This is a genomic window from Mycetohabitans endofungorum (genome assembly GCF_002927045.1).
GTDB lineage: Bacteria > Pseudomonadota > Gammaproteobacteria > Burkholderiales > Burkholderiaceae > Mycetohabitans > Mycetohabitans endofungorum.
The window spans coordinates 142592-162165 of the sequence record NZ_PRDW01000001.1; the positions used below are offsets into that span (position 1 = coordinate 142592).

Here is a 19574-nt window from a genome sequence, read left to right on the forward strand (position 1 = left end):
GCGCCCGAAGGCGCCTTTTGGGCTGGTGCACAGGACGACTGGCGTCCTGTCTGCTTTTAAGCTTAGAAGCGGTGACGCAGGCCAGCGGTCACAGCGACTTGCTTGTCGAACGACGACGGAGCCAGGCCGTTGATGTTCGCGGTGAAGCCGGTCTTGCTTTCGACAACCTTTTGGTACTCACCCTGCAGGTACACGTCGGTACGCTTGGACAGCGCATACGCGGTTTGCAGGCTAAATTGATGCCACTTCGGCGATTCGCCGTTGAGCTTGCCGTCGGTGTACGTGTACGCACCCGCGACGCTCAATGCCGGCGTCAGGTTGTAGCGGCCGTTGACTTCATAGTTGTTGAAGCGCACGTCGCTGCTGGCAACCCCTTCAAATGAGTCCGACGAGTTTGCAACACCGAATAGGTTGTTCAACTTCGTTTGCGTGAACACAAAGCCTGCCGTTGCCGGGCCGAACGCGTAGTTCAAGCCTGCGCCCCATGTGCGTTGGCGACCGACAAGACCTGTGATGCCATCCGATACTGCGCCCGCCTTGTTGAAAGACGCCAACGACAGATCACCAGCGTTCGGTGTGCTGTTGTTCAGCTGTAGGTACGCGGCAGCCACGTTCAACGGACCGTAGTTATACGATGCGCCGACGCTGTATGCGCGGTTGTTCGCAAAGTTGCCCGCCTGGTTCGAGAAGCCGTACAACGCGCCAAACTTGAAGCCGTCGAAGTTCGGGCTTTGATATTTCACCGAATTGTTGACGCGGAACGAGTTGTCCAGGTTGTCGTTGTCGAACGGGTGCGCGAACTGCGTGCCGCCGTATTGCGTGCCAGTCAGTGCCAGCGGGCCGAGGTAGTCAACGACGGAATCATATTGACGGCCGAGCGTGACGGCGCCGTACTGGTCCGACGCGAGACCGACAAAGGCTTGGCGGCCGAACAGGCGGCCTCCTTGGCTTGCCCCGCCATTGCCAATGTTGAAACCATTTTCCAGCGTGAAGATCGCCTTCAAGCCACCACCGAGGTCTTCAGCGCCACGCAGGCCCCAACGGCTGCCGTTTACCGAGCCGCTGGTTTCCTGCCAGTTCGAGCGACCGTCTTGGCTGTTCGTGTACGTGATGCCGGCGTCGATCAAGCCATACAGCGTCACGCTGCTCTGCGCGTGGGCAGCCGTCGTGAACATGCCCGACAGGGCTGCAACCATGAGCGTCTTTTTCATCTTTGTGAACTCCAAATACGTATGGGAAACCTTACCCAAGCTTTGAGGAAACGAGGCCGCCAGTGAGTTGGCAGCATGTATTTCAAGTGGTGCGGCATTGAAACGATTAGCCAGATGACGCACCTGCTTCCTGGAAAGGCAAAGTGTAAAGATGAGGTCGCGATGCGAACATTCCGAATTTCGCAACAATATATTGATTATTGCGCAATTATGGTTGGCACCCCGCAGAGCCTTGTGTAGTAAGGCTGAGCGGCGATTCAACTCGATTTCGACAATGGTGGACGAGCGCTCGCCGTTGTGTTTGTACGACAGCTAAATGAAGGGAACCAATGGACAATCAATGTGTCGCGTCCATTGTTTCAGCGGCCACAATAAAGGATTGTCGAATTGATTAACAATGGGATGCGCCGATTTGGCTATACTGCAATCACTGCTTTCCCCTAGCAGCTTTTTCTTCGGGAAAAGATCTCCAAACCTTATCAGCGCGGTCGTCTTGATCGCGTTTTTTTTGCGCCGTCGTCCATCGCACCATTGCACTGGTGGCTGGGACGCCGCGGATGGCGTGCAAACCATCGAGCCGACATTGATGCCGGAGTCGGCATCGATGCCATCGACTCATTCCGATGAGGCGAGACGGCGCTAGGCACCCGCCGAGCGGTGCAACGTCCAGTCGCTGGCTATCCAATCCTCAATCACGTAATGACGTGCATCCATTAGCGGTGCCGACAAAAGGTTTTGCCTGTGATCGCCGTGCCAAACCATATCGAAGCGGGTCAAGCCCGCAGGGTCGGGCGCGGTGATCGGCACAGGGCTGGGCTGATCTGCAGCATGGCGGGAATCATGCCGTAGCCAGCCGAAAAGGGGCTTAAGTGGCGTCAGCATCGTATTGCCTCCTGCTACATCGAATCGTTCCCGTAAATAATTGCACGAACCGCTTCGGAATAGAATCAGCATAAACACTTACAATTTGTTGCAGATAATCGGTAAAAATTTCTGTCACTTCATAATTTAATATCACGGTTCAAGTAAAAACGACTCGTGCAATTCAGATAAGGGAAGCTGAATGACATGGCTGCACGCTTCGCTGATCGGCTGCTGCGGCCCACTGGGTGGGCCTTCCCGGGGGATTGATAAAACCTTGACAATCGCTAGGCAACATATTTTCTGCTTGACGTACAGTCCCGTTTCTATTTATAACAATACCGCTGGATTTTCAGGATGCGAGGTTGCCGCATAACGCGGGAACCCTTGTTTCATGATTTTCTGCAGATGAACTGAAGTTTGTTACGTCAACACTTGAGGGGAAGCACGATTTATGGAAACTGGTATCGTCAAATGGTTTAACGATGCTAAGGGCTACGGCTTTATCACTGCGGATTCGGGTGGCGAGGACCTGTTCGCACACTTCTCCGAAATCCGCTCGGATGGGTTTAAATCGCTGAAGGAAAGCCAGCGCGTATCGTTCGAAGTGAAGACTGGTCCGAAGGGCAAGCAAGCGGCGAATATACGGCCGTTGTGACGCGGTGCCCGATCCGGGATCCGATGCCCTGACCAATGTCGGCGGCAGCCCAAAGCCCCGCGCGTCGGGGCTTTTCCTTTTCCCCGCCGTGCGCCGCGCAACGACGCGCGCGGCGCCGGTCATTTTGGGCGACAATGTGCGCGTTCGCACTCCTTATGCCATTGTTGCGTTGCCATGACCGACCTCGCCAGCCTGATCCACGATGCCGATGCACGACCACTCGCGTTTGTGGATCTGGAGACGACGGGCGGGCGCCCTGGAGTCGACCGCATCACAGAGGTGGGCGTGATCGAAGTTGATCGTGATGGCGTTCGCCACTGGAGCACGCTGGTCGATCCGCTGCAGCCAATCCCGCTATTTGTGCAGCAGTTGACTGGTATCACAGACGCGATGGTCCGCGGCGCACCGACATTTGATGCGCTTGCCGCTGAACTCGCGCGCCGACTCGATGGCAAGTTGTTTATCGCGCACAACGCGCGCTTCGATCACGGTTTCCTGAAGAATGCGTTCGATCGGATCGGCATCCGCTTCGATCCCGACGTACTGTGCACGGTGCGGCTATCCCGCGCACTGTTTCCGCGCGAAAGCCGGCACGGGCTCGATGCACTCGCGCAGCGGCTGGACTTGACTGTGTGTGGTCGGCATCGGGCGTTGGCCGATGCCGATCTGGTGTGGCAGTTTTGGCAGCGCGTCCATGCTCTGCATCCACGCTCCGCCATCGACGCAGCGTTGAGTCGCTTGATTCGCGGGGGCGGGGCCGACGCGATGACCGATGTGTTGCCGGCCGGTTCGAGCGTCTATGCGTTGTTCGACAGCGATGGCGTGCCGTTGTATGTAGGCAAGAGCGCCAAGCTGCGGCAACGCGTGCGCACGCAGTTGTTTGGCGAGCGCCGCTCGAGCCGCGACGCGCAACTGGCCGCGCGTGTGCATGAGGTGCGCGTCTATCCGGTGGTGGGTGAGGTCGGGCTGTTGCTGGCGGATGCGCATTGGAGTGCTGTGCTGCGCCCTCGGCTCGGTCGTCGTGTGGCGGCAACGGTGCAGCCACCGCGCGGCGCCATGCCGTGGCCCTACGGCGGACCTGTCGCACTGATCGAGCGGTCAGGCCCCGATCGTGGTGCGCAGGGAGTACATCTGCTGGACGCGTGGCAATATCTCGGGTCCGCCGCCGACTTGGATCGGGCGCGCGCGTTGCTCCATGCACATCGGCAGTTCCGCGCGGCGTGCAGCGACGCGCGCGATGTTGTCCAGCCCGCGCAGGCCGTGACGGCTCAGCCTGGCCTACTGGGCGTTGTGGAACCGGCCTTCAATGCAGCGATTGCCCGGATCCTTGCGCAGCGGCTGGCGCGGGGCGGGCTGGTCGTGGAGCGGCTCGCGGACGTGGCGCCGGCCGCCAGCCACCACGGCCAGCTGGCGCCACCAGACGCTGCCCACCCTACCGCGCCGACGCCGTCATTAGCGCATAGATGGGACACCGCGGTGCGCAGCGCTGCAAAGCGCGATGCGCCATAGACCGTCATCATTTTCCAGTCGGTCAGTGTCCTGGCCACGCAGACCGGGGCAATCTGGCGTGCTGCGTCGTGCCTGCATGCGCGCCAGCGCCGGCAGCAAGGTAGCGTCGAGCGCATTGAGCTGGGGTCGGATCACCGTGGCGAGGTCGGGGCTGGCAATGAGCCCACTTTCATTTCGCGACGGGTTCTGCCAGAGCCAGGCGTCGCCCGGCCAGCGCAACCCCATGGGGCAGCGCCGGGTCAGCATCGGTGTCGGCGTTCGACGCAACGGGCATCAGCGCAAACAAGCTGCCGACGATCGTGGCCAATGTGCCGCGGCAGGCAGGGTGCGTGAGGGGACTGGGGCGGGATGCGGCAAGGGACGCAGCATCTTCATGCTGGACGATTAGAGCGCATGGGTCGGGTCACGGTTAGAGTGAATCCGGGAGGGGCAGCACAGCACCAGGGTGCAACGGCGGCGGCGAAGCCAGGGTGTCCGAGAAGACAGCAGATACGACAATGGCCCCGGCGCGGCATGCGAATGCATGGCAAACGGCCGTCGCCGATTAACCCCGTTGGACACAGGTAATGCTCACGCGCGGTCAGCTGAGTCGCACCGACACGATAAGAACCGACGCGAGTATCGCGCCCTCACTGCGGGGTGCCGGACTTGCGTTGTTCGTCAAAGAATGCGCGGACGTGCTCGGGCAGGTCTGCGAGAAACTCGACGCCCACCGGTTCCGGGTCTGGGCTAGCGACCTTGTCTGGCGACGGAATCTTGGTGGGTTTGGTTTCCATGGTGACTCTCCTTGTTGCGAATCGATTATCCGCCTCGGGTCCGATCGTGTGCTAGTGCCACGTGGCCACGACGCGTTTTTCTCTCCCCTCTGTTGCTATAACAGCACAGTAGTCCAATAGAAAACAATGCGGTGGGAAAATATCCGCGTGCATTGCATCAAACAAGGAAACATTGTGACAACGCGCCGTGTTTCGTCCAGCGAATGACCCATTGTGGGCTATTTGCGGGCGGTTGACTGGACGCTACCGTACCGAGGCCTTCGGCCGAACATCGGCGCCAGACATTGACGCCGTTGGTGCCGCGAGACGAGTGAGCGCATCGCAACGGCAGCCGACAACGGACGGCCATGCTGGCGGTGTGTGGCATGCAGACGAGGTGTCGCATGCGCACGGCGTTAGGATGAGCAGGCGGCGACGCGCCACGCGAAGGGCACAACAAAAAGCCCGCAAAACGTAGGTTTTGCGGGCTGAATCCATGGTGCCGGAGAGAAGACTCGAACTTCCGACCTTCGCATTACGAATGCGCTGCTCTACCAACTGAGCTACACCGGCAACAGAAGCGAGATTATAAGAGTGGATGACGCGGGTTGGCAACCCCTGTGTCCGCGACATCCCTGGGTCAGCATGTGTCAGCGCAACGTTAACGCTGCCTGTGTCGCCACCTCGGCGTCAGCGCCCTGAGCACCACCCGGTGTCAGGGCACTCGCATCCAAATAGCGTACTCAGCCCTCGAGGTGGTACCGCGTTACGCGGTCAACTTCATTCTTGGAGCCGAGGAACACGGCGACACGCTCGTGCAGGCTTTGGGGTTGAATGTCCAGGATTCGCTTTTCGCCGTTGGTCGCGGCGCCGCCCGCCTGCTCGACGATGAACGCCATCGGATTCGCTTCATACATGAGACGCAGCTTGCCGGGTTTGTTCGGCGTGCGCTTGTCGGCCGGATACATGAAGATGCCGCCGCGATGCAGGATGCGGTTCACGTCCGCCACCATCGAGGCGATCCAGCGCATATTGAAGTCCGTCTTGCGGGGGCCGTCTACGCCCTGCATCAGCTCGCTGACATAACGCTGCACCGGTGCGTACCAATGGCGCTGGTTCGACGCATTGATCGCATATTCGCGCGTGTCGACCGGGATGCGCAGGTCGCGATGCGTGAGTACCCATGAGCCGAGTTCGCGATCGAGCGTGAAGCAGTTGACGCCGTGGCCCGTGGTCAGCACGAGCACCGTTTGCGGGCCGTACACCGCAAAGCCGGCTGCCACCTGATGAGAGCCCTTTTGCAGGAATGATTGCTCGGTCGGATGGGCGCCATCTGGGCAGCGCAGAACCGAGAAGATCGTGCCGATCGACACGTTCACGTCGATATTGGACGAGCCATCGAGCGGATCGAATAGCAGCAGGTACTCGCCTTTGGGGAAGAACGTGGGGATCGGATGAATGCTCTCCATTTCCTCCGATGCCATCGCGGCGAGGTTGCCGCCCCACTCGTTGGCCTCGAGCAGGATTTCATTGGACAGGATGTCGAGCTTTTTCTGTACCTCGCCCTGGACGTTCTCGCTGCCGGCGCTGCCCAGTGCCTCACCCAGCGCACCCTTGCTAACGTGATAGCTGATGAGCTTGCAGGCGCGCGACACGACCTCGATCAGCAGCCGCAGATCGGCCGGGATGTTGTTGTGTTCGCGCTGTTGTTCGATCAGGTACTGGGTGAGAGTCGTGCGGCGTGAGGGGGGCCGAGTCGCTTCCATGATGAGCTCCGAAAAACGCTGTTCGAGAGGCGCGATCGCTGTCTTCGGGCACTGTCGCCAGCACCGCGCCGCGATTTGCATGGCCGCCATTCTACATGGGCGGTGTAGCGCGTCGGTGCGTTGGCGAGCCTGCGCTATAACAATTCGATTTGAGACAGATTCAGCAAACTGGTCTCACGCATCGTCGACACGAAGTCGGCGGCGTACGGCCGCCGGGCGAACGCGGGCAGCATCGCCGCGTAAAGCTCGCCGGACAGTGGCGCGCTCTTTCGCGGCGGCCCGCACAGCACAGTGCGCGCCGCGACGTAGCGCTTTTCGAGATAGGTCGCGACAGCCCATAGCGGCAACGTGGCAATCCCGCGGCGGCTGGCGACCAGCTGCAAAATCGCCACGGTCAATTCCGACGTGCGGCGCTTGGGCTCGATGCCAGCGGGCCGGAGCACTTGGCGCACGATGTCGAGCATGTCGTCGGGTACCGGATAGGTGATCAGCGTCTCGTGGCGAAAGTCGTCGGCCGTCAATGCGTCACGGCCGGCGAGCGGGTGGTCGTGCGCGAGCAACGCGACAATCTGGAAGCGAAACAGCGCCCGATGCTCGACGTTCTCGTCAGGATCGGCCTCGGCGACGATCGCCAGGTCCGCCCGGTCCGAATGCAGCAGTCCAATCGGGTCGGCGTGGAAGCCGGACACGATATCCAACTCCACGTCGGGCCAGCGCTGCCGGAAGGCGTCCATGGCGGGCATCAGCCAATCGAAACAGGTGTGGCATTCCACTGCAATGCGTAGCGTGCCGCCGCTGCCCTGCGCGAGGCGCGCGACGTCGCGCTCAGCTTCCTCGATCGCGGGCACGACGTGGTCGGCCAACGCCAGCAGCCGTTTGCCGGCCGGCGTGAAGACCAGCGGCGAGGACTTGCGCACGAATAGCGCCAGGCCGAAATGGTCCTCGATCGCCCGCAATTGATGCGACAGCGCGGATTGCGTCAGGCACAGCCACTGCGCGGCGCGCGATAGGTTGCCGGCTTCGCGCAGCGCGATCAGGGTTTGCAAGTGGCGCAACTCCAGCGGCGAACGGATCATCGTACTTGAAAAGAATTAAAGATAATCGAAAAAATATTTCGTTTGAATCATATATCAGTGCAATGGATACTGCGCAACACTGGAATCGGAGGCCGCGATGATTGCCGCACATGTACTGGGTTTTCCCCGCATCGGCGCGCAGCGCGAACTACAGGTCGCGCTGCAGCGGTACTGGCAGGCTGGAGCGGGCGAACACGCGCAGGCGGCGCTGCTCGAGACGGGACGGGCGCTGCGACGTGAACATTGGCGCATCCAGCGAGACGCGGGGCTGGATTTTGTGACAGTCGGCGATTTTGCTTGGTACGACCATGTGCTGACGACGCTGGTGCATCTGGGCGGGCTGCCCGCCCGATTCGGCTTCGAGGCGCGCAACCTGACACTGGCCCAGTACTTGGCGCTGGCACGCGGTCATGGGCAACAGCCGCCGCTAAAAGCGCGCCAATGGTTCGATACGCGCTATCACTACCTGGTGCCCGAGTTCGACGCAGCCACGCGCTTTGACGGCGGTGTGGACTGGTTGCTGGACGAACTGCGCGACGCACAGCACAGGGGCCATCGCGCCAAGGTTGTGCTGGTCGGCCCATTGACGCTGCTATGGCTGGCCAACGTGCACGGCGCGGAACTGGATCGGCTCGACTTGCTGCCCCGGCTGTTGCCGGCCTACCAGAAGTTGCTTGCCGCGCTACAGGTGGCCGGCGTGGAATGGGTCCAGCTCGACGAGCCTGTTTTGACGTTGGACTTGCCGCAACCGTGGTGCGATGCCGCGCAACACACCTATCGGCAGCTTAGCGGCGGCGCGCCGCGCATCCTGCTCGCGACGTACTTCGGCGATGTCAGTGGCCATGCATCGTGGCTGAAGGCGTCGGCGGTGGATGGCGTGCATCTGGATTTGGTACGCGCGCCGCAGCAGTTGTCCGCCTTCACCGAGCAATGGCCGCGCGACAAGATACTGTCGTGCGGCATCGTGGACGGGGACAACGTGTGGCGCAACGACCTGGCCGCATCACTGCACCTACTCGAGCAGGTGCATGCGCGGCTGGGCGACAACGTCTGGGTCGCGTCCAGCTGCTCGTTGCTGCACGTGCCGTTGGATCTTGCGCAGCAGACCCGCTTGGACGATGCGTTGCGCAGCTGGATGGCGTTCGCGGTGCAAAAGACAACCGAGATCGCGCTGTTGCGGGATGCGGTCACGGCCGGGCGCACCGCGCCGCACGTCGCGCACGCGCTCGATGCTTGTACGGCGGCGCTGAACACGCGCCGCACGTCGGCACGGGTTCATCATGCGCTGGTGCAGCGCGACGTCGCGCGGCTGGATACCGCACACACGCGGCGCGCTGCCCCTTATGCAGTGCGGGAATCCGCCCAGCGCGCGCGATTCAATCTTCCCGTTTTGCCGACCACGGCGCTTGGCCCATTGCCGCGGACCGACGCGATCCGCACCGCGCATGCTGCCTATCGACAACGCGAGTTGCCCCATTTCGATTATCTGGAAGCGATGCGCGCCGAAATCCGTCATGCGGTTGAGCGCCAACACGCACTGGGTCTGGACGTGCTCGTACACGGCGAAGCCGAGCGCGATGAGCCAGTCGAGTATTTCGCCGAACAGCTGTGGGGCATGGCCGTCACCGACAGCGGCTGGGTGCAAGTGGACGGTTGCCGTTGCGTCAAGCCTGCATTGATCTACGGCGACGTCTATGCGCCCGAGCCGGTGACCGTGGGGTGGGTGGCGTATGCTCAGTCGCTGACCGACAAGCCCGTCAAGGGTATGCTGACCGGCCCGGCGACGATGCTGCAACGCGCGTTCGTGCGTGACGACCAGCCGCGCGCCATGACCGCGCTGCAGGTCGCCCTCGTGCTGCGGGCCGAGGTCGCCGCGCTCCAGGCCGCGGGAATCGGCATCATCCAGATCGACGAGCCGGCGCTGGGCGAGGGCTTGCCGCTCCGGCAGCCCGAGCGCGACGCCTATCTGGACTGGGTGGTGCGCGCGTTCCAGGTGGCCACCGGCGACGCGGCGAACGACACGCAGATTCACGTCCATCTGGGCGATGCCGCCGATGACATGCTGCCGGCGATCGCCGCGCTGGATGCCGATGTGATCCTGTTCGGCACCGGGCGTTTCGCGAGGACCCGGCTCGACGCATTGGCGGCGTTGCCGTCTCCGAGCGCAATCGGAACCGGCATCGATGGCGTTCATGTGGCGTGCGCGCCGGACAACACGCAGATGCTCGCGTCGATCGACGCCGTGCTCACGCGTATCCCGGCGCCGCGCTTGTGGGTGAGCGCGGATTGCGGGTCGACAGCGGCCGATTGGCACTGCGTGCAGACGGTGTTGTCCAACCTCGTCGCGGCGGCTCGCACGGCGCGGGCGGCGTTGCGCGACAGCCCGCCCGTCCGCCGCGCTGACCATCACTGCACCACATCGGCGTGAGCGTTGGCGACACTGCGCCGCCGACGCGCTAAGCAACGGCTACGCCAACGCCTTGTCGACGATCTCGCGCACGTCTTTCGAACTTGCATTGGTGGCGACCTTTTCCAGCGCCGCGCGCATCGGCTCGCGCAGCGCCGGCACGAACTTACGCCAGCGCTCCAATGAGCGGGTCAAGCGGGCGGCAACCTGCGGATTGATGGCGTCGAGCGCGATGACCTGCTCGGCCCAGAACGCGTAGCCGGAGCCGTCCGGCAGATGGAATTGATCCGGGTTGGCCGCGCAGAAGTTGAAGATCAGCGCGCGGGCCCGGTTCGGATTCTTCAGGTTGAAGGCCGGGTGCCGCATCAGCTCACGCACCGTGTCGAGCGTGCGCCGGCCTGCGCCGCCGCGTTGCTGAGCCTGCAGCGCGAACCACTTGTCGATCACCAGCGCGTCGCCCTCGTGGCGGCGGTAGAACGCGTCGAGCGCGGCCTGCGCTGCAGCTTGCGCTTGAGCGGGCGCGTTCGCGCGCAACGTGATCAGCGTAGCGAGCGCGGCAGCGCGGTCGGTCATGTTGTTGGCCTCGTCGAACTGCGCGCGGGCGAGCCGCAACGCGTCCGTCGGATCGTCCAGTTCCGCAAGGTAGTGTAGCGCCAGGTTCTTCAGCGCACGCTTGCCGGCATCGGCCGGGTTCGGGTCGTACTCGCCCGGTGTGCGGTATGCGTCGTACACAGCGAGCCAATCCTCGCGTAGCGCAGCTGCCAGCCTGCGGCGCACGAATTGCCGTGCCTGGTGGACGGCGGCCGGATCGGCTTCGTCCATTTGCTCGGCCAAATAGGTCTCGGACGGCAGGGTCAGCGCTTGTTCGCGGAATGCCGGCGACAACGATGCGTCGCACAGCACGGCACCAAAGGCGGCAATGAACGCCGCCGGTAGCTCGAGCGGCGCGTGCTGCTGCACCTGTGTGGCCAGCGACAGCAAGGCGCGCGTGGCCAGGCGCTGCCCAGCCTCCCAGCGGTTGAACGGATCGCTGTCATGCGCGAGCAGGAATGCGAGTTCGTCGCAGGTATAGTCGTATTCGACGATCACCGGCGCGGAGAAATTGCGCAACAGCGACGGCAGTGGCTTCTCGGCGACGTCAACAAACGTGAAGGATTGCTGTGTGCCGGTGAGCTCGAGCACACGCGTGGTCGCCGCACCGGCCTCGGCCGGTTCACCTTGCAGGCGTAGCGGCATGTCGCGCCCTTGCGTGTCGACCAGGCCGAGCGCGAACGGGATCAACAGCGGTCCCTTTTGCGTTTGCGCCACATGCGGCGACGATTCCCCATAGTGCTGCGTCAGCGTCAAGGTAAAGGTGCGGGCCACTGGATCATACGCGGTGCGCACCGCCACACGGGGCGTGCCGGCCTGGCTGTACCAGCGCTCGAACTGGGCCAGATCCCGGTGGTTCGCGTCAGCCATCGCAGCGCGAAAATCATCACAGGTCACCGCCTGGCCATCATGCCGTTCGAAATACAGGTCCATGCCTCGGCGCAAGCCGTCGCGCCCGAACAGCGTTTGGTACATCCGCACGACTTCCGCTCCTTTCTCGTAGACGGTGACCGTGTAGAAGTTATTGATCTCAACATAGCTTTCTGGTCGCACTGGATGCGCCATCGGGCCGGCATCCTCGGCAAACTGCATCTGCCGCAGCACACGTACGTCATCAATGCGCTTGACTGCGGCGGCGGCCGGATCGGTGGCGCCGCCCGCCATGTCGGCGGAGAACTCCTGGTCGCGGAACACCGTGAGCCCTTCCTTGAGGCTGAGCTGGAACCAATCACGGCAGGTCACGCGATTGCCGGTCCAGTTATGGAAGTACTCATGCCCGACAACCGATTCGATGCTCGCGAAGTCGATGTCGGTCGCGGTTTGCGCGTTCGCAAGCACGTACTTCGTATTGAAGATGTTGAGTCCCTTGTTCTCCATTGCGCCCATGTTGAAATCGCCGACGGCGACAATCATGAAGCGGTCCAGGTCCAGTTCGAGCCCGAAGCGCTGCTCGTCCCAGCGAATCGCACGCACCAGCGAATCGAGCGCGTGACCGGTCTTGTCCAGGTCATGTGGCTCGACCCATACTTGCAGCAGCTTTTCCTTGCCCGAGCGCGTCGTCATCGTTTGTTCGCGGGCAACGAGCTTGCCGGCGACCAGCGCGAACAAGTAACTCGGCTTGCGGAACGGATCCTCCCACTTCGCATAATGCCGGCCGTGCGGCAGCGTGCCGCTGTTCACCAGATTGCCGTTGGACAACAGTACCGGATAAGCGGCTTGGTCAGCACGTAGTGTGACGCGGTAGGTCGCCATCACGTCGGGCCGGTCCAGGAAGTACGTGATGCGACGAAAGCCCTCGGCTTCGCATTGGGTGAAAAAATTGCCGTTGGAGACATAAAGGCCCGACAACGTCGTGTTGTCGGCGGGGCGGCACGCGTTCTCGATCACCAGTTCGAACGCCTCCGGCACGTTCGACACGACGAGGCCGCCATCGTGCACTGTGACCGCATCGTGCGTGCGGCCATCGACGGTCAATGACAACAGCTCCAATGCTTCTCCGGCCAATTCGAGGTCGGCGGCAGCGTCGCCGGCCTGCGGATTGCGCCGCACGCGTAGTGTGCTACGCACCAGCGTGCGTTCCGGCACGAGATCGAATTCGAGTTCCACGGTGTCGATCAGAAACGCGGGCGGTGTGTAATCCGCACGGCGGATGACAGTGGCTTCAGCAGGCTTGGACATGGCGTATCCGTCGAAAGGCGGTTCAATGGCAATGGACCCGGGCCGCGCCGTCGCACGGCGTTACGAGCCGCGTCGGGAAAGAATGGCGTGATCCGGTGTCTAACGTTTCGAGTGACCGCGGCAAGGCCGTGGACATGTTGATCCGACGATTGTACAAAATAGATAATGGTCTTGCGTCGCGGGCGTTTCGCCGGGCGGCCGGCACGAAGGCCAAATCTAAGGAAAACCATGATGTTCAGACGATTTTTGCAGCGCATGACACGTGGGCGCCAATGGGTGGCCGGCTCGCTTGCGATGCTGGTGCTGTCGGGGTGCGCCAGCTATGTGACTTCGGACGTGGTCGCGTTCAATGCGTGGAGCACCAGCGCCTCGGACCGCGACCGCACTTTTGCATTCAAGCGCGATGCGCAGCAGCAGAACAGCATCGAGCAGCGCACCTATGAGGCGCAGCTCGCTGACGAGTTGTCGCGCTACAATTTCCGACAGGTGGCGCCGACCAGTGCCCACTATGACGTCGAACTGGCCTATGGCACGCACGCCGGCAGCATTGTCGTGCAGCAACCGGTCTATACCGATCCATGGTGGCCGGGATGGGGACGCCCCGGCCCTTGGTGGCCGTTCGGCATGATGCCGACCTACGTCGATACGGTATTACCCGTGTTCGTGCAGAGTCTGACGATCCGCATGACGGAGCGCGCGAACGGCAAGGAGAGATACAAGGTCACTGCGACGACGCCGACCGCGCGCCAGTCGTTGCCGCTCGCCATGCCATACCTGATACGCAGCGCGTTGGCCGACTTCCCATTGCAGAACGGCACGACTCGGCAGGTGCGCCTGCCCGCCGAGTTGCGCGGACAGGTGGCGGGCGGCGCGCCGCCGTCGTCCAACAAGAAGGCTGCTCCGGCCGCGTCGCCGATGCGCGACGATGTTCCGGCGGCCTCGCCGATGCGCGACGAGCAGCCAGCCCCGGATGCGTCACCGAGCGCGGGGCGCTGAGCACCAAGCGTGGGGCGTTGAGCGCGTGCGGCTCAACGGGGTCATTGACTGCCGAGGCCGACGTCGCACAGGGCCAGCACGCCGAGCACGATGAACATGACCGCGGCCACCGCATGCACCGCGGTGGTGGGTAACCGGTGGGCAAAGCGCTCGCCCAGAAAAATCGCTGGCACGTTGGCAAGCATCATGCCCAGCGTGGTGCCGATGACCACGCTGGGCAGATCGTGGAATCGCGCGGCCAGTGCGATCGTCGCAATCTGCGTCTTGTCGCCCATTTCCGCGATAAAGAACGTCAGCACCGTCGTGCCGAAGATGCCCAGCCGGGTCCGCGCGGGCCGCGCGTCTTCGGTGCGCAATCTATCTGGCGCCAGCACCCACGCGCCCATTGCGATGAACGACAGCGCGAGCGCCCAGCGCATCGCGCTGGGAGTGAGCAGCGACGACAGCCATTGGCCGAGCGCGCCGGCGCCGGCATGGTTCGCCAGCGTGGCGGCCAGCACGCCGAACACGATCGGCCAGGGCTTGCGATAGCGGGCGGCGAGCACGAGGGACAGCAGTTGTGTCTTGTCGCCGATCTCGGCGAGTGCGACGCCGCCGGCAGAAACGAGGAAAGCTTCGGTCATCAATGAGGTTATTCGCAGGCCGTGGATGCGCGAACGACGATTCACGCGCTGCTCGGCCTGTTCCGGCAGTTCGTGGATCACCGGTCTCGCCAGACCCCGAGGCTGCACCTGCCATGGCCGCACACGTCGCGCGGGCCAAGTATGTTGACGAATGCCGCTGCGCATCGCGTGCAGGGCGGCTACTCCGCAATGGGACGCGATTATAGCAACCGGATCGCGGGTTCGGGCCGCGCTCAGAGTTGGGCCAGCAGCAGCCCCGACAGCGCCGCGGCCGCCCACATGGCTGGCTTGACCTCGCGGGCCCGGCCGACGAACAGCTTCAGCACGACAAAAGCCAGAAAACCATACGCGATGCCAGCGGTAATTGAGTACGTGAGCGGGATCAGGATCATCGCGATGAACGCGGGTATCGCCTCATCGAAGCGGTGCCATTCGATCCGCGTAATCGGCTCCATCATGAATACGCCGACCAGCACGAGCGCCGGGGCGGTGGCAATCGCCGGCACCAGCGACAGCAGCGGAGAGAGGAACAGAAACGGCAGGAAGCACACCGCAGCGACCACCGCGACCAGCCCGGTGCGCCCGCCCGCGGAAATGCCCGCAGCCGATTCGATGTAGGCGTTGGCCGGCGACGTGCCCAGCGGCGCGGACACCAATGCCGAGAACGCGTCGACGATCATCGATTGTCGGATGTTGCGCGGGTTGCCATCGGCATCTAGCAGGTTGCCGGCGTTGGACACGGCCATGAAGGTGGACAACGCATCGAAAAACGAAGTGAACAGCATCACGAAGATAAACGGCCAGTATGCGACCTTCAGCGCCCCGACCAGGTCAAGTTGAAACAGCGCGGAGAAGTCCGGCGCCGCGACCAGGCCGTTCCAGTTCACCAGCGTGGGCGTGGCCATCGTCACCGGCCAGTACACGCTGCCGTCGCCCCACAGGCGTCCGATCGGGATCGCCAGGATCGTCGTGACGACAATGCCGATCATCAGCGCACCGGTGATGCGACGTGCCACCAGCACCGTGGTGACCGCCAGGCCGGCGAGGAACGTGACGATGACCGGGTTCAGCGACGCGGCACGCACGATGGTCACCGGATCGGAGACCACGAATTTCGCATTGACCAGCCCGATCAGCGAGATGAACAGACCGATGCCGCACGACAGCGCGTGCCGCAGATTGGCCGGGATTGCGTCGACCACTAGCCGACGCACGTTGAAGGCGGCTAGCACGGCGAAGATCACGCCCGACCAGAACACGCAGCCCAGCGCCGTTTGCCACGGCATGTTGCCTGCGTGCACCATGACGAACGCAAACAGCGCATTCATTCCCATGCCGGGCGCGACCAGCACCGGGTTGCGCGCGTACAAGCCCATCGCGCAACTGCCGGCGAAGCTGACCAGCACGGTGGCGCTGAGCGCTGCCGGAAACGGGATGCCCGCCTGTGACAGGATGGCGGGATTGACCACGATGATGTACATCGACGTTAGAAACGTTGTGATACCGGCCAGTATCTCGGTGCGCACGCTCGAACCGCTCTCGCGCACGCTGAAGAACCGCTCCGGCAGCGAAGCGTTGGCTGCCGCGCCGCGTTGATTTTCCATGGCTTGTTTCTCCTAAGTTCGCTTCAGTGCGTTATGGCATGGCTTGCGGCGCATGCCAGTACGCGTCCAGTAATGACAGGTAGGCTGCGCGTTGCGCATCGGTGACGAACGATGCCTCGAATCCATTGCGGATGATCTTGTACAACTCGTCGTCGGTCAGCTTCAGCGCATCGGCGATCGCCAGGTAATTCTGGTTGATGTAGCCGCCGAAATAAGCCGGATCGTCAGAATTGATCGTCACCATCACGTCGGCATCGAGCAGCCGCTTCAGCGTATGCTCGGTCATGTCGTTGACGACGCACAGCTTCAGGTTCGACAGTGGGCACACGGTCAGCGCAACGCGCGCGTCCGCCAGCCGCGCGACCAATGCCGCGTCCTCGATGCTGCGCACGCCGTGGTCGACGCGATGCACGTCCAGTACGTCGAGCGCCTCGACGACGTATGCCGGCGGCCCCTCTTCACCCGCGTGGGCGACCAGCTTTAGGCCTCGCTCCTTCGCGAGGGCGAACACGCGCGCGAACTTGGATGGAGGATGACCGTACTCGGACGAATCCAGGCCGACGCCGATCAGCCTGTGCCCATACCGCTCGAACATCGGCAGCGCGGCATCGAACGTTTGCAACGCATGTTCTTCCGGCAGATGGCGCAGAAAGCACGGGATCAGCTTGCTGGAAAACCCCCGCGCCTCGGCCTCCGCTAGCGCCCGCTCCATGCCGGCCACCATGGTCTCGATCGACACGCCACGTTCGATATGGGTTTGTGGGTCGAAGAAGATTTCCGCATGGACGACGTGATCGGCCATTGCGCGTTCGACGTACGCCGCGGTCATGTCGTAGAAGTCTTGTTCGTGCAGCAGTACGCTTGCGCCGGCGTAGTAAATATCCAGAAACGACTGCAGGTCGGTGAACGCGTACGCGTCGCGCAGCGCCTGGACTGTCGGGTACGGCAGCGCAACGCCGTTGCGGCGGGCCAGTTCGAAAATCAATTCTGGCTCCAGCGAGCCCTCGATATGGATATGCAGCTCCGCTTTCGGCGCGTGCGCGATCTTGTCAGCGAGGATCGGGTTCATGGCGACGGTGACATCGTGTGGGGATGGCGTTGTTCTACCACACGCAACAGTTGTGCCGCTACGGCGATTGCAATTGATGCGGGTGCCTGGCTTGCAAGGCCCTCGATGCCGATTGGGTACATCATCCAAGCCAATGGGGTAGGGTCGATACTGAATGCGCAGCGTGACGCGTCACGCCTTACGCGTCACGCTTGGCGCAATGCGCGCAGCTTGCGTGTGCGCCACAGACTGCGCGAGACGAGCACGAACGTGAGGCCGAACGCGACAAGTCCCCATTGCGGCAGGCTCAGTCCGAGGATCGGCGGGTACGGTATCTCGCACAGTCCCGCGACCTTGAACGCGCCGGGCCACAGCTTGGCGAGCGGCAGCGCATCGACGATCGGCTCGAGTGTGTCGGAGCCGCAACTGAACGACGGATTGGCCTGGACCTCGATATGCTGGATCGCGGCAGCCATCCCGCCGGCCGCCGCAACGACGATCAGTGTCTCCAATACTGCGATGCCGCGCCATCCCCGCAGCGTCGCGCCGATGAACGCGAATACAGCGATCAGCAAGAAGAAGTAACGCTGGATGATGCACAATGGGCATGGCGCTTCATGCTTGAAATACTGTAGATACAACGCGCCGCCGATCAGGGCGATGCAAGCCAGTCCCAGCAAGACCAGCAGGCGTCGCTCACGGCGCATTCTCAACGAATCATTCATAGTGTTTTACTCAGTGAAGACGCGTCGGGACGCGTCGGACAAGCTAGCATGCGGTCATCGCAGCGGTGCGAGCACGGCTTCGACCGCGCGGCCCAGCATGAGCAGCGCAGCGTCGCGGCCGGTGCCTGAGGCCAGCATCAGGCCGACCGGCGCTTCGCCGTGACGCGAGCACGGCAACGACAGCGCGCAGCCGTCGAGGTAATTGATCATGCTCGGGTTGCGCAGTATCGTTGCATTGACGCGCGCATAGACAGCGTCATCCGCTTGCAGTTCCGCGATGCGCGGCGGCACGATGGGCACGGTCGGACAGACAATGGCATCAAAGCTGTGCCATAGCGGCTCGGCCTGCGCGATGATGTCGGCTCGCTCGCGCAGCAACTCGATATAGTCGGCCGCGCTAGCGCGCTCGCCCTTGCGGATGCGTGCCAGCACGCGCGGGTCGTAGTCGCTGGCACGGTTTTCGATCAGCTTGCGGTGCCATGCGAACGACTCGATTGACGGCAGGCTCAGCCGGTTGACGTGCGCGAGACGCTCGAGCGGCGCGAAACGCAGCTCGCTGACCCGCGCGCCGGCCGCCGATAGGTGCTGGAGGGCGTCGTCATAGGCGCGCGCCACGTTCAGGTCCATGTCGTCGAGCATTAGGTGGGTCAGCGCGCCGAGCCGCACGCCTTCGATTGGCCGCGACGGCGGCACGACAGGCGGCAGGCCGGCCAGGATCCGGTCGGTGACGGCGCAGCAGGCGACCGACGAGCCGATGGGACCGACCGAGTCGAGCGACGAAGACAGGGGCAGCACGCCATCAGTCGGAATGCGCCGCGCGGTTGGCTTGAAACCGGTCAATCCGCACAACGCGGCTGGGATGCGGACCGAGCCGCCGGTGTCCGTGCCGAGCGCAACCGCGGCCATCCCGTCGGCAACGCAGGCGGCCGCCCCCGACGAAGAGCCGCCGGCAATGCGGCGTTCGGCGTCGCCGGCGGTGCGCTGCCATGGCGAGGCCGGCGTGCCGTAGTGGGGGTTCAGTCCCAGGCCGGAAAAGGCGAACTCGGTCATGTTAGTGCGTCCGATGATGACCGCGCCGGCTTGCTGCAGCCGTGCGACCGTGCTCGCATCGGTGCGGGCGGGCGGCGCGTCGGACAACACGACCGAGCCCGCGCGAGTGACCTGGCCGGCGACGTCGAACAGGTCCTTAATCGAGACCGGCACGCCCATCAGCGGCGATAGTACCGTGCCGGCGGCGCGCAGCTTGTCCAGCGCATCCGCGCGTTGGCGAGCCGCCTGCGCGTGCACCTCGATGAACACCGAGCGGCCTTGGCCCTGCGGCGCGGCGATCCGCTCGAGTGCGGTCTCGACCAACTCGCGGCTGGTACTCGTGCCGGCTTGCAGCGCGGCGGCAAGTGCCGACAACGTCGGCAGAGGCGTGAAATCAGCGGTGCGGGAAACAGTCATGATCGAAGCCCATCCGGCAAGCAATGCGAGGTCGTGGCGGCGTCGTGGAAAACGCCGCGCTGCGCACGCATTGTATGCGAATGATGGCCCTCGTTTGCCCGTGTGCGGTGAACCGCGGAT

At 63.2% G+C, this 19574-nt stretch carries 15 protein-coding genes and 1 tRNA gene; 4 read left to right on the top strand and 12 right to left on the bottom strand.

Translation table 11 applies throughout. The features are described from left to right. Positions 1-62 precede the first annotated feature (62 nt). Positions 63-1211, bottom strand: coding sequence for a porin (locus tag B0O95_RS00680; RefSeq protein ID WP_104076326.1), 1149 nt, complete (start codon positions 1209-1211; stop codon positions 63-65). Positions 1212-2526: 1315 nt separating this feature from the next. On the opposite strand from B0O95_RS00680, the gene B0O95_RS00690 reads away from it, so the two are divergent. Continuing rightward, positions 2527-2730: a cold-shock protein gene (locus B0O95_RS00690; RefSeq protein WP_076785302.1), complete on the top strand. Its 204-nt coding sequence runs from the start codon at positions 2527-2529 to the stop codon at positions 2728-2730. A 174-nt stretch (positions 2731-2904) separates the two neighbouring features. Continuing rightward, on the top strand, positions 2905-4239 hold the full coding sequence (locus tag B0O95_RS00695) for an exonuclease domain-containing protein (protein WP_104076155.1): 1335 nt from the start codon (positions 2905-2907) through the stop codon (positions 4237-4239). 169 nt (positions 4240-4408) lie between these two features. Here B0O95_RS00695 and B0O95_RS16250 read toward each other — a convergent pair whose 3' ends face one another. From B0O95_RS16250 to B0O95_RS00715, 5 genes are all read right to left on the bottom strand, one after another. Next, positions 4409-4546, bottom strand: a complete 138-nt coding sequence (locus B0O95_RS16250) for a hypothetical protein (RefSeq protein WP_233202997.1) — start codon at positions 4544-4546, stop codon at positions 4409-4411. A 322-nt stretch (positions 4547-4868) separates the two neighbouring features. Next, on the bottom strand, positions 4869-5015 hold the full coding sequence (locus B0O95_RS15980; RefSeq protein ID WP_199180392.1) for a hypothetical protein: 147 nt from the start codon (positions 5013-5015) through the stop codon (positions 4869-4871). Between the two features lie 476 nt (positions 5016-5491). Further along, a tRNA-Thr gene (locus B0O95_RS00705) sits at positions 5492-5567 on the bottom strand. Between the two features lie 170 nt (positions 5568-5737). Continuing rightward, on the bottom strand, positions 5738-6760 hold the full coding sequence (locus B0O95_RS00710; RefSeq protein WP_104076327.1) for a class 1 fructose-bisphosphatase: 1023 nt from the start codon (positions 6758-6760) through the stop codon (positions 5738-5740). Positions 6761-6894: 134 nt separating this feature from the next. After that, positions 6895-7836, bottom strand: coding sequence for a LysR family transcriptional regulator (locus tag B0O95_RS00715; RefSeq protein WP_104076156.1), 942 nt, complete (start codon positions 7834-7836; stop codon positions 6895-6897). Between the two features lie 97 nt (positions 7837-7933). Here B0O95_RS00715 and metE point away from each other — a divergent pair, with 97 nt between their 5' ends. Continuing rightward, positions 7934-10264, top strand: coding sequence for a 5-methyltetrahydropteroyltriglutamate--homocysteine S-methyltransferase (gene metE, locus B0O95_RS00720; protein ID WP_104076157.1), 2331 nt, complete (start codon positions 7934-7936; stop codon positions 10262-10264). Positions 10265-10303: 39 nt separating this feature from the next. On the opposite strand, the gene pepN is transcribed toward metE, so the two are convergent. Beyond that, positions 10304-13012: an aminopeptidase N gene (pepN, locus tag B0O95_RS00725; RefSeq protein WP_104076158.1), complete on the bottom strand. Its 2709-nt coding sequence runs from the start codon at positions 13010-13012 to the stop codon at positions 10304-10306. A gap of 231 nt (positions 13013-13243) precedes the next feature. On the opposite strand from pepN, the gene B0O95_RS00730 reads away from it, so the two are divergent. Next, the gene (locus tag B0O95_RS00730) at positions 13244-14008 is read left to right on the top strand and encodes a DUF4136 domain-containing protein (RefSeq protein WP_199180393.1); all 765 of its coding nucleotides are present in this window, start codon (positions 13244-13246) and stop codon (positions 14006-14008) included. A 41-nt stretch (positions 14009-14049) separates the two neighbouring features. Here B0O95_RS00730 and B0O95_RS00735 read toward each other — a convergent pair whose 3' ends face one another. The 5 genes from B0O95_RS00735 to B0O95_RS00755 all read right to left on the bottom strand — a co-directional run bounded on the left by B0O95_RS00735 (position 14050) and on the right by B0O95_RS00755 (position 19454). Beyond that, complete coding sequence (locus B0O95_RS00735; protein WP_199180394.1) at positions 14050-14631, bottom strand: TMEM165/GDT1 family protein; 582 nt, start codon at positions 14629-14631, stop codon at positions 14050-14052. Positions 14632-14864: 233 nt separating this feature from the next. Next, on the bottom strand, positions 14865-16235 hold the full coding sequence (locus B0O95_RS00740; RefSeq protein ID WP_104076159.1) for an NCS2 family permease: 1371 nt from the start codon (positions 16233-16235) through the stop codon (positions 14865-14867). A gap of 31 nt (positions 16236-16266) precedes the next feature. Next, positions 16267-17304 (bottom strand): adenosine deaminase, encoded by a 1038-nt coding sequence (locus B0O95_RS00745; protein WP_104076160.1) that lies wholly within the window; start codon positions 17302-17304, stop codon positions 16267-16269. 185 nt (positions 17305-17489) lie between these two features. Then, entirely contained in the window at positions 17490-18008 is a 519-nt protein-coding gene (locus tag B0O95_RS00750; protein WP_104076161.1) for a disulfide bond formation protein B, read from the bottom strand. 54 nt (positions 18009-18062) lie between these two features. Beyond that, positions 18063-19454: an amidase gene (locus B0O95_RS00755; protein ID WP_104076162.1), complete on the bottom strand. Its 1392-nt coding sequence runs from the start codon at positions 19452-19454 to the stop codon at positions 18063-18065. Positions 19455-19574 lie beyond the last annotated feature (120 nt).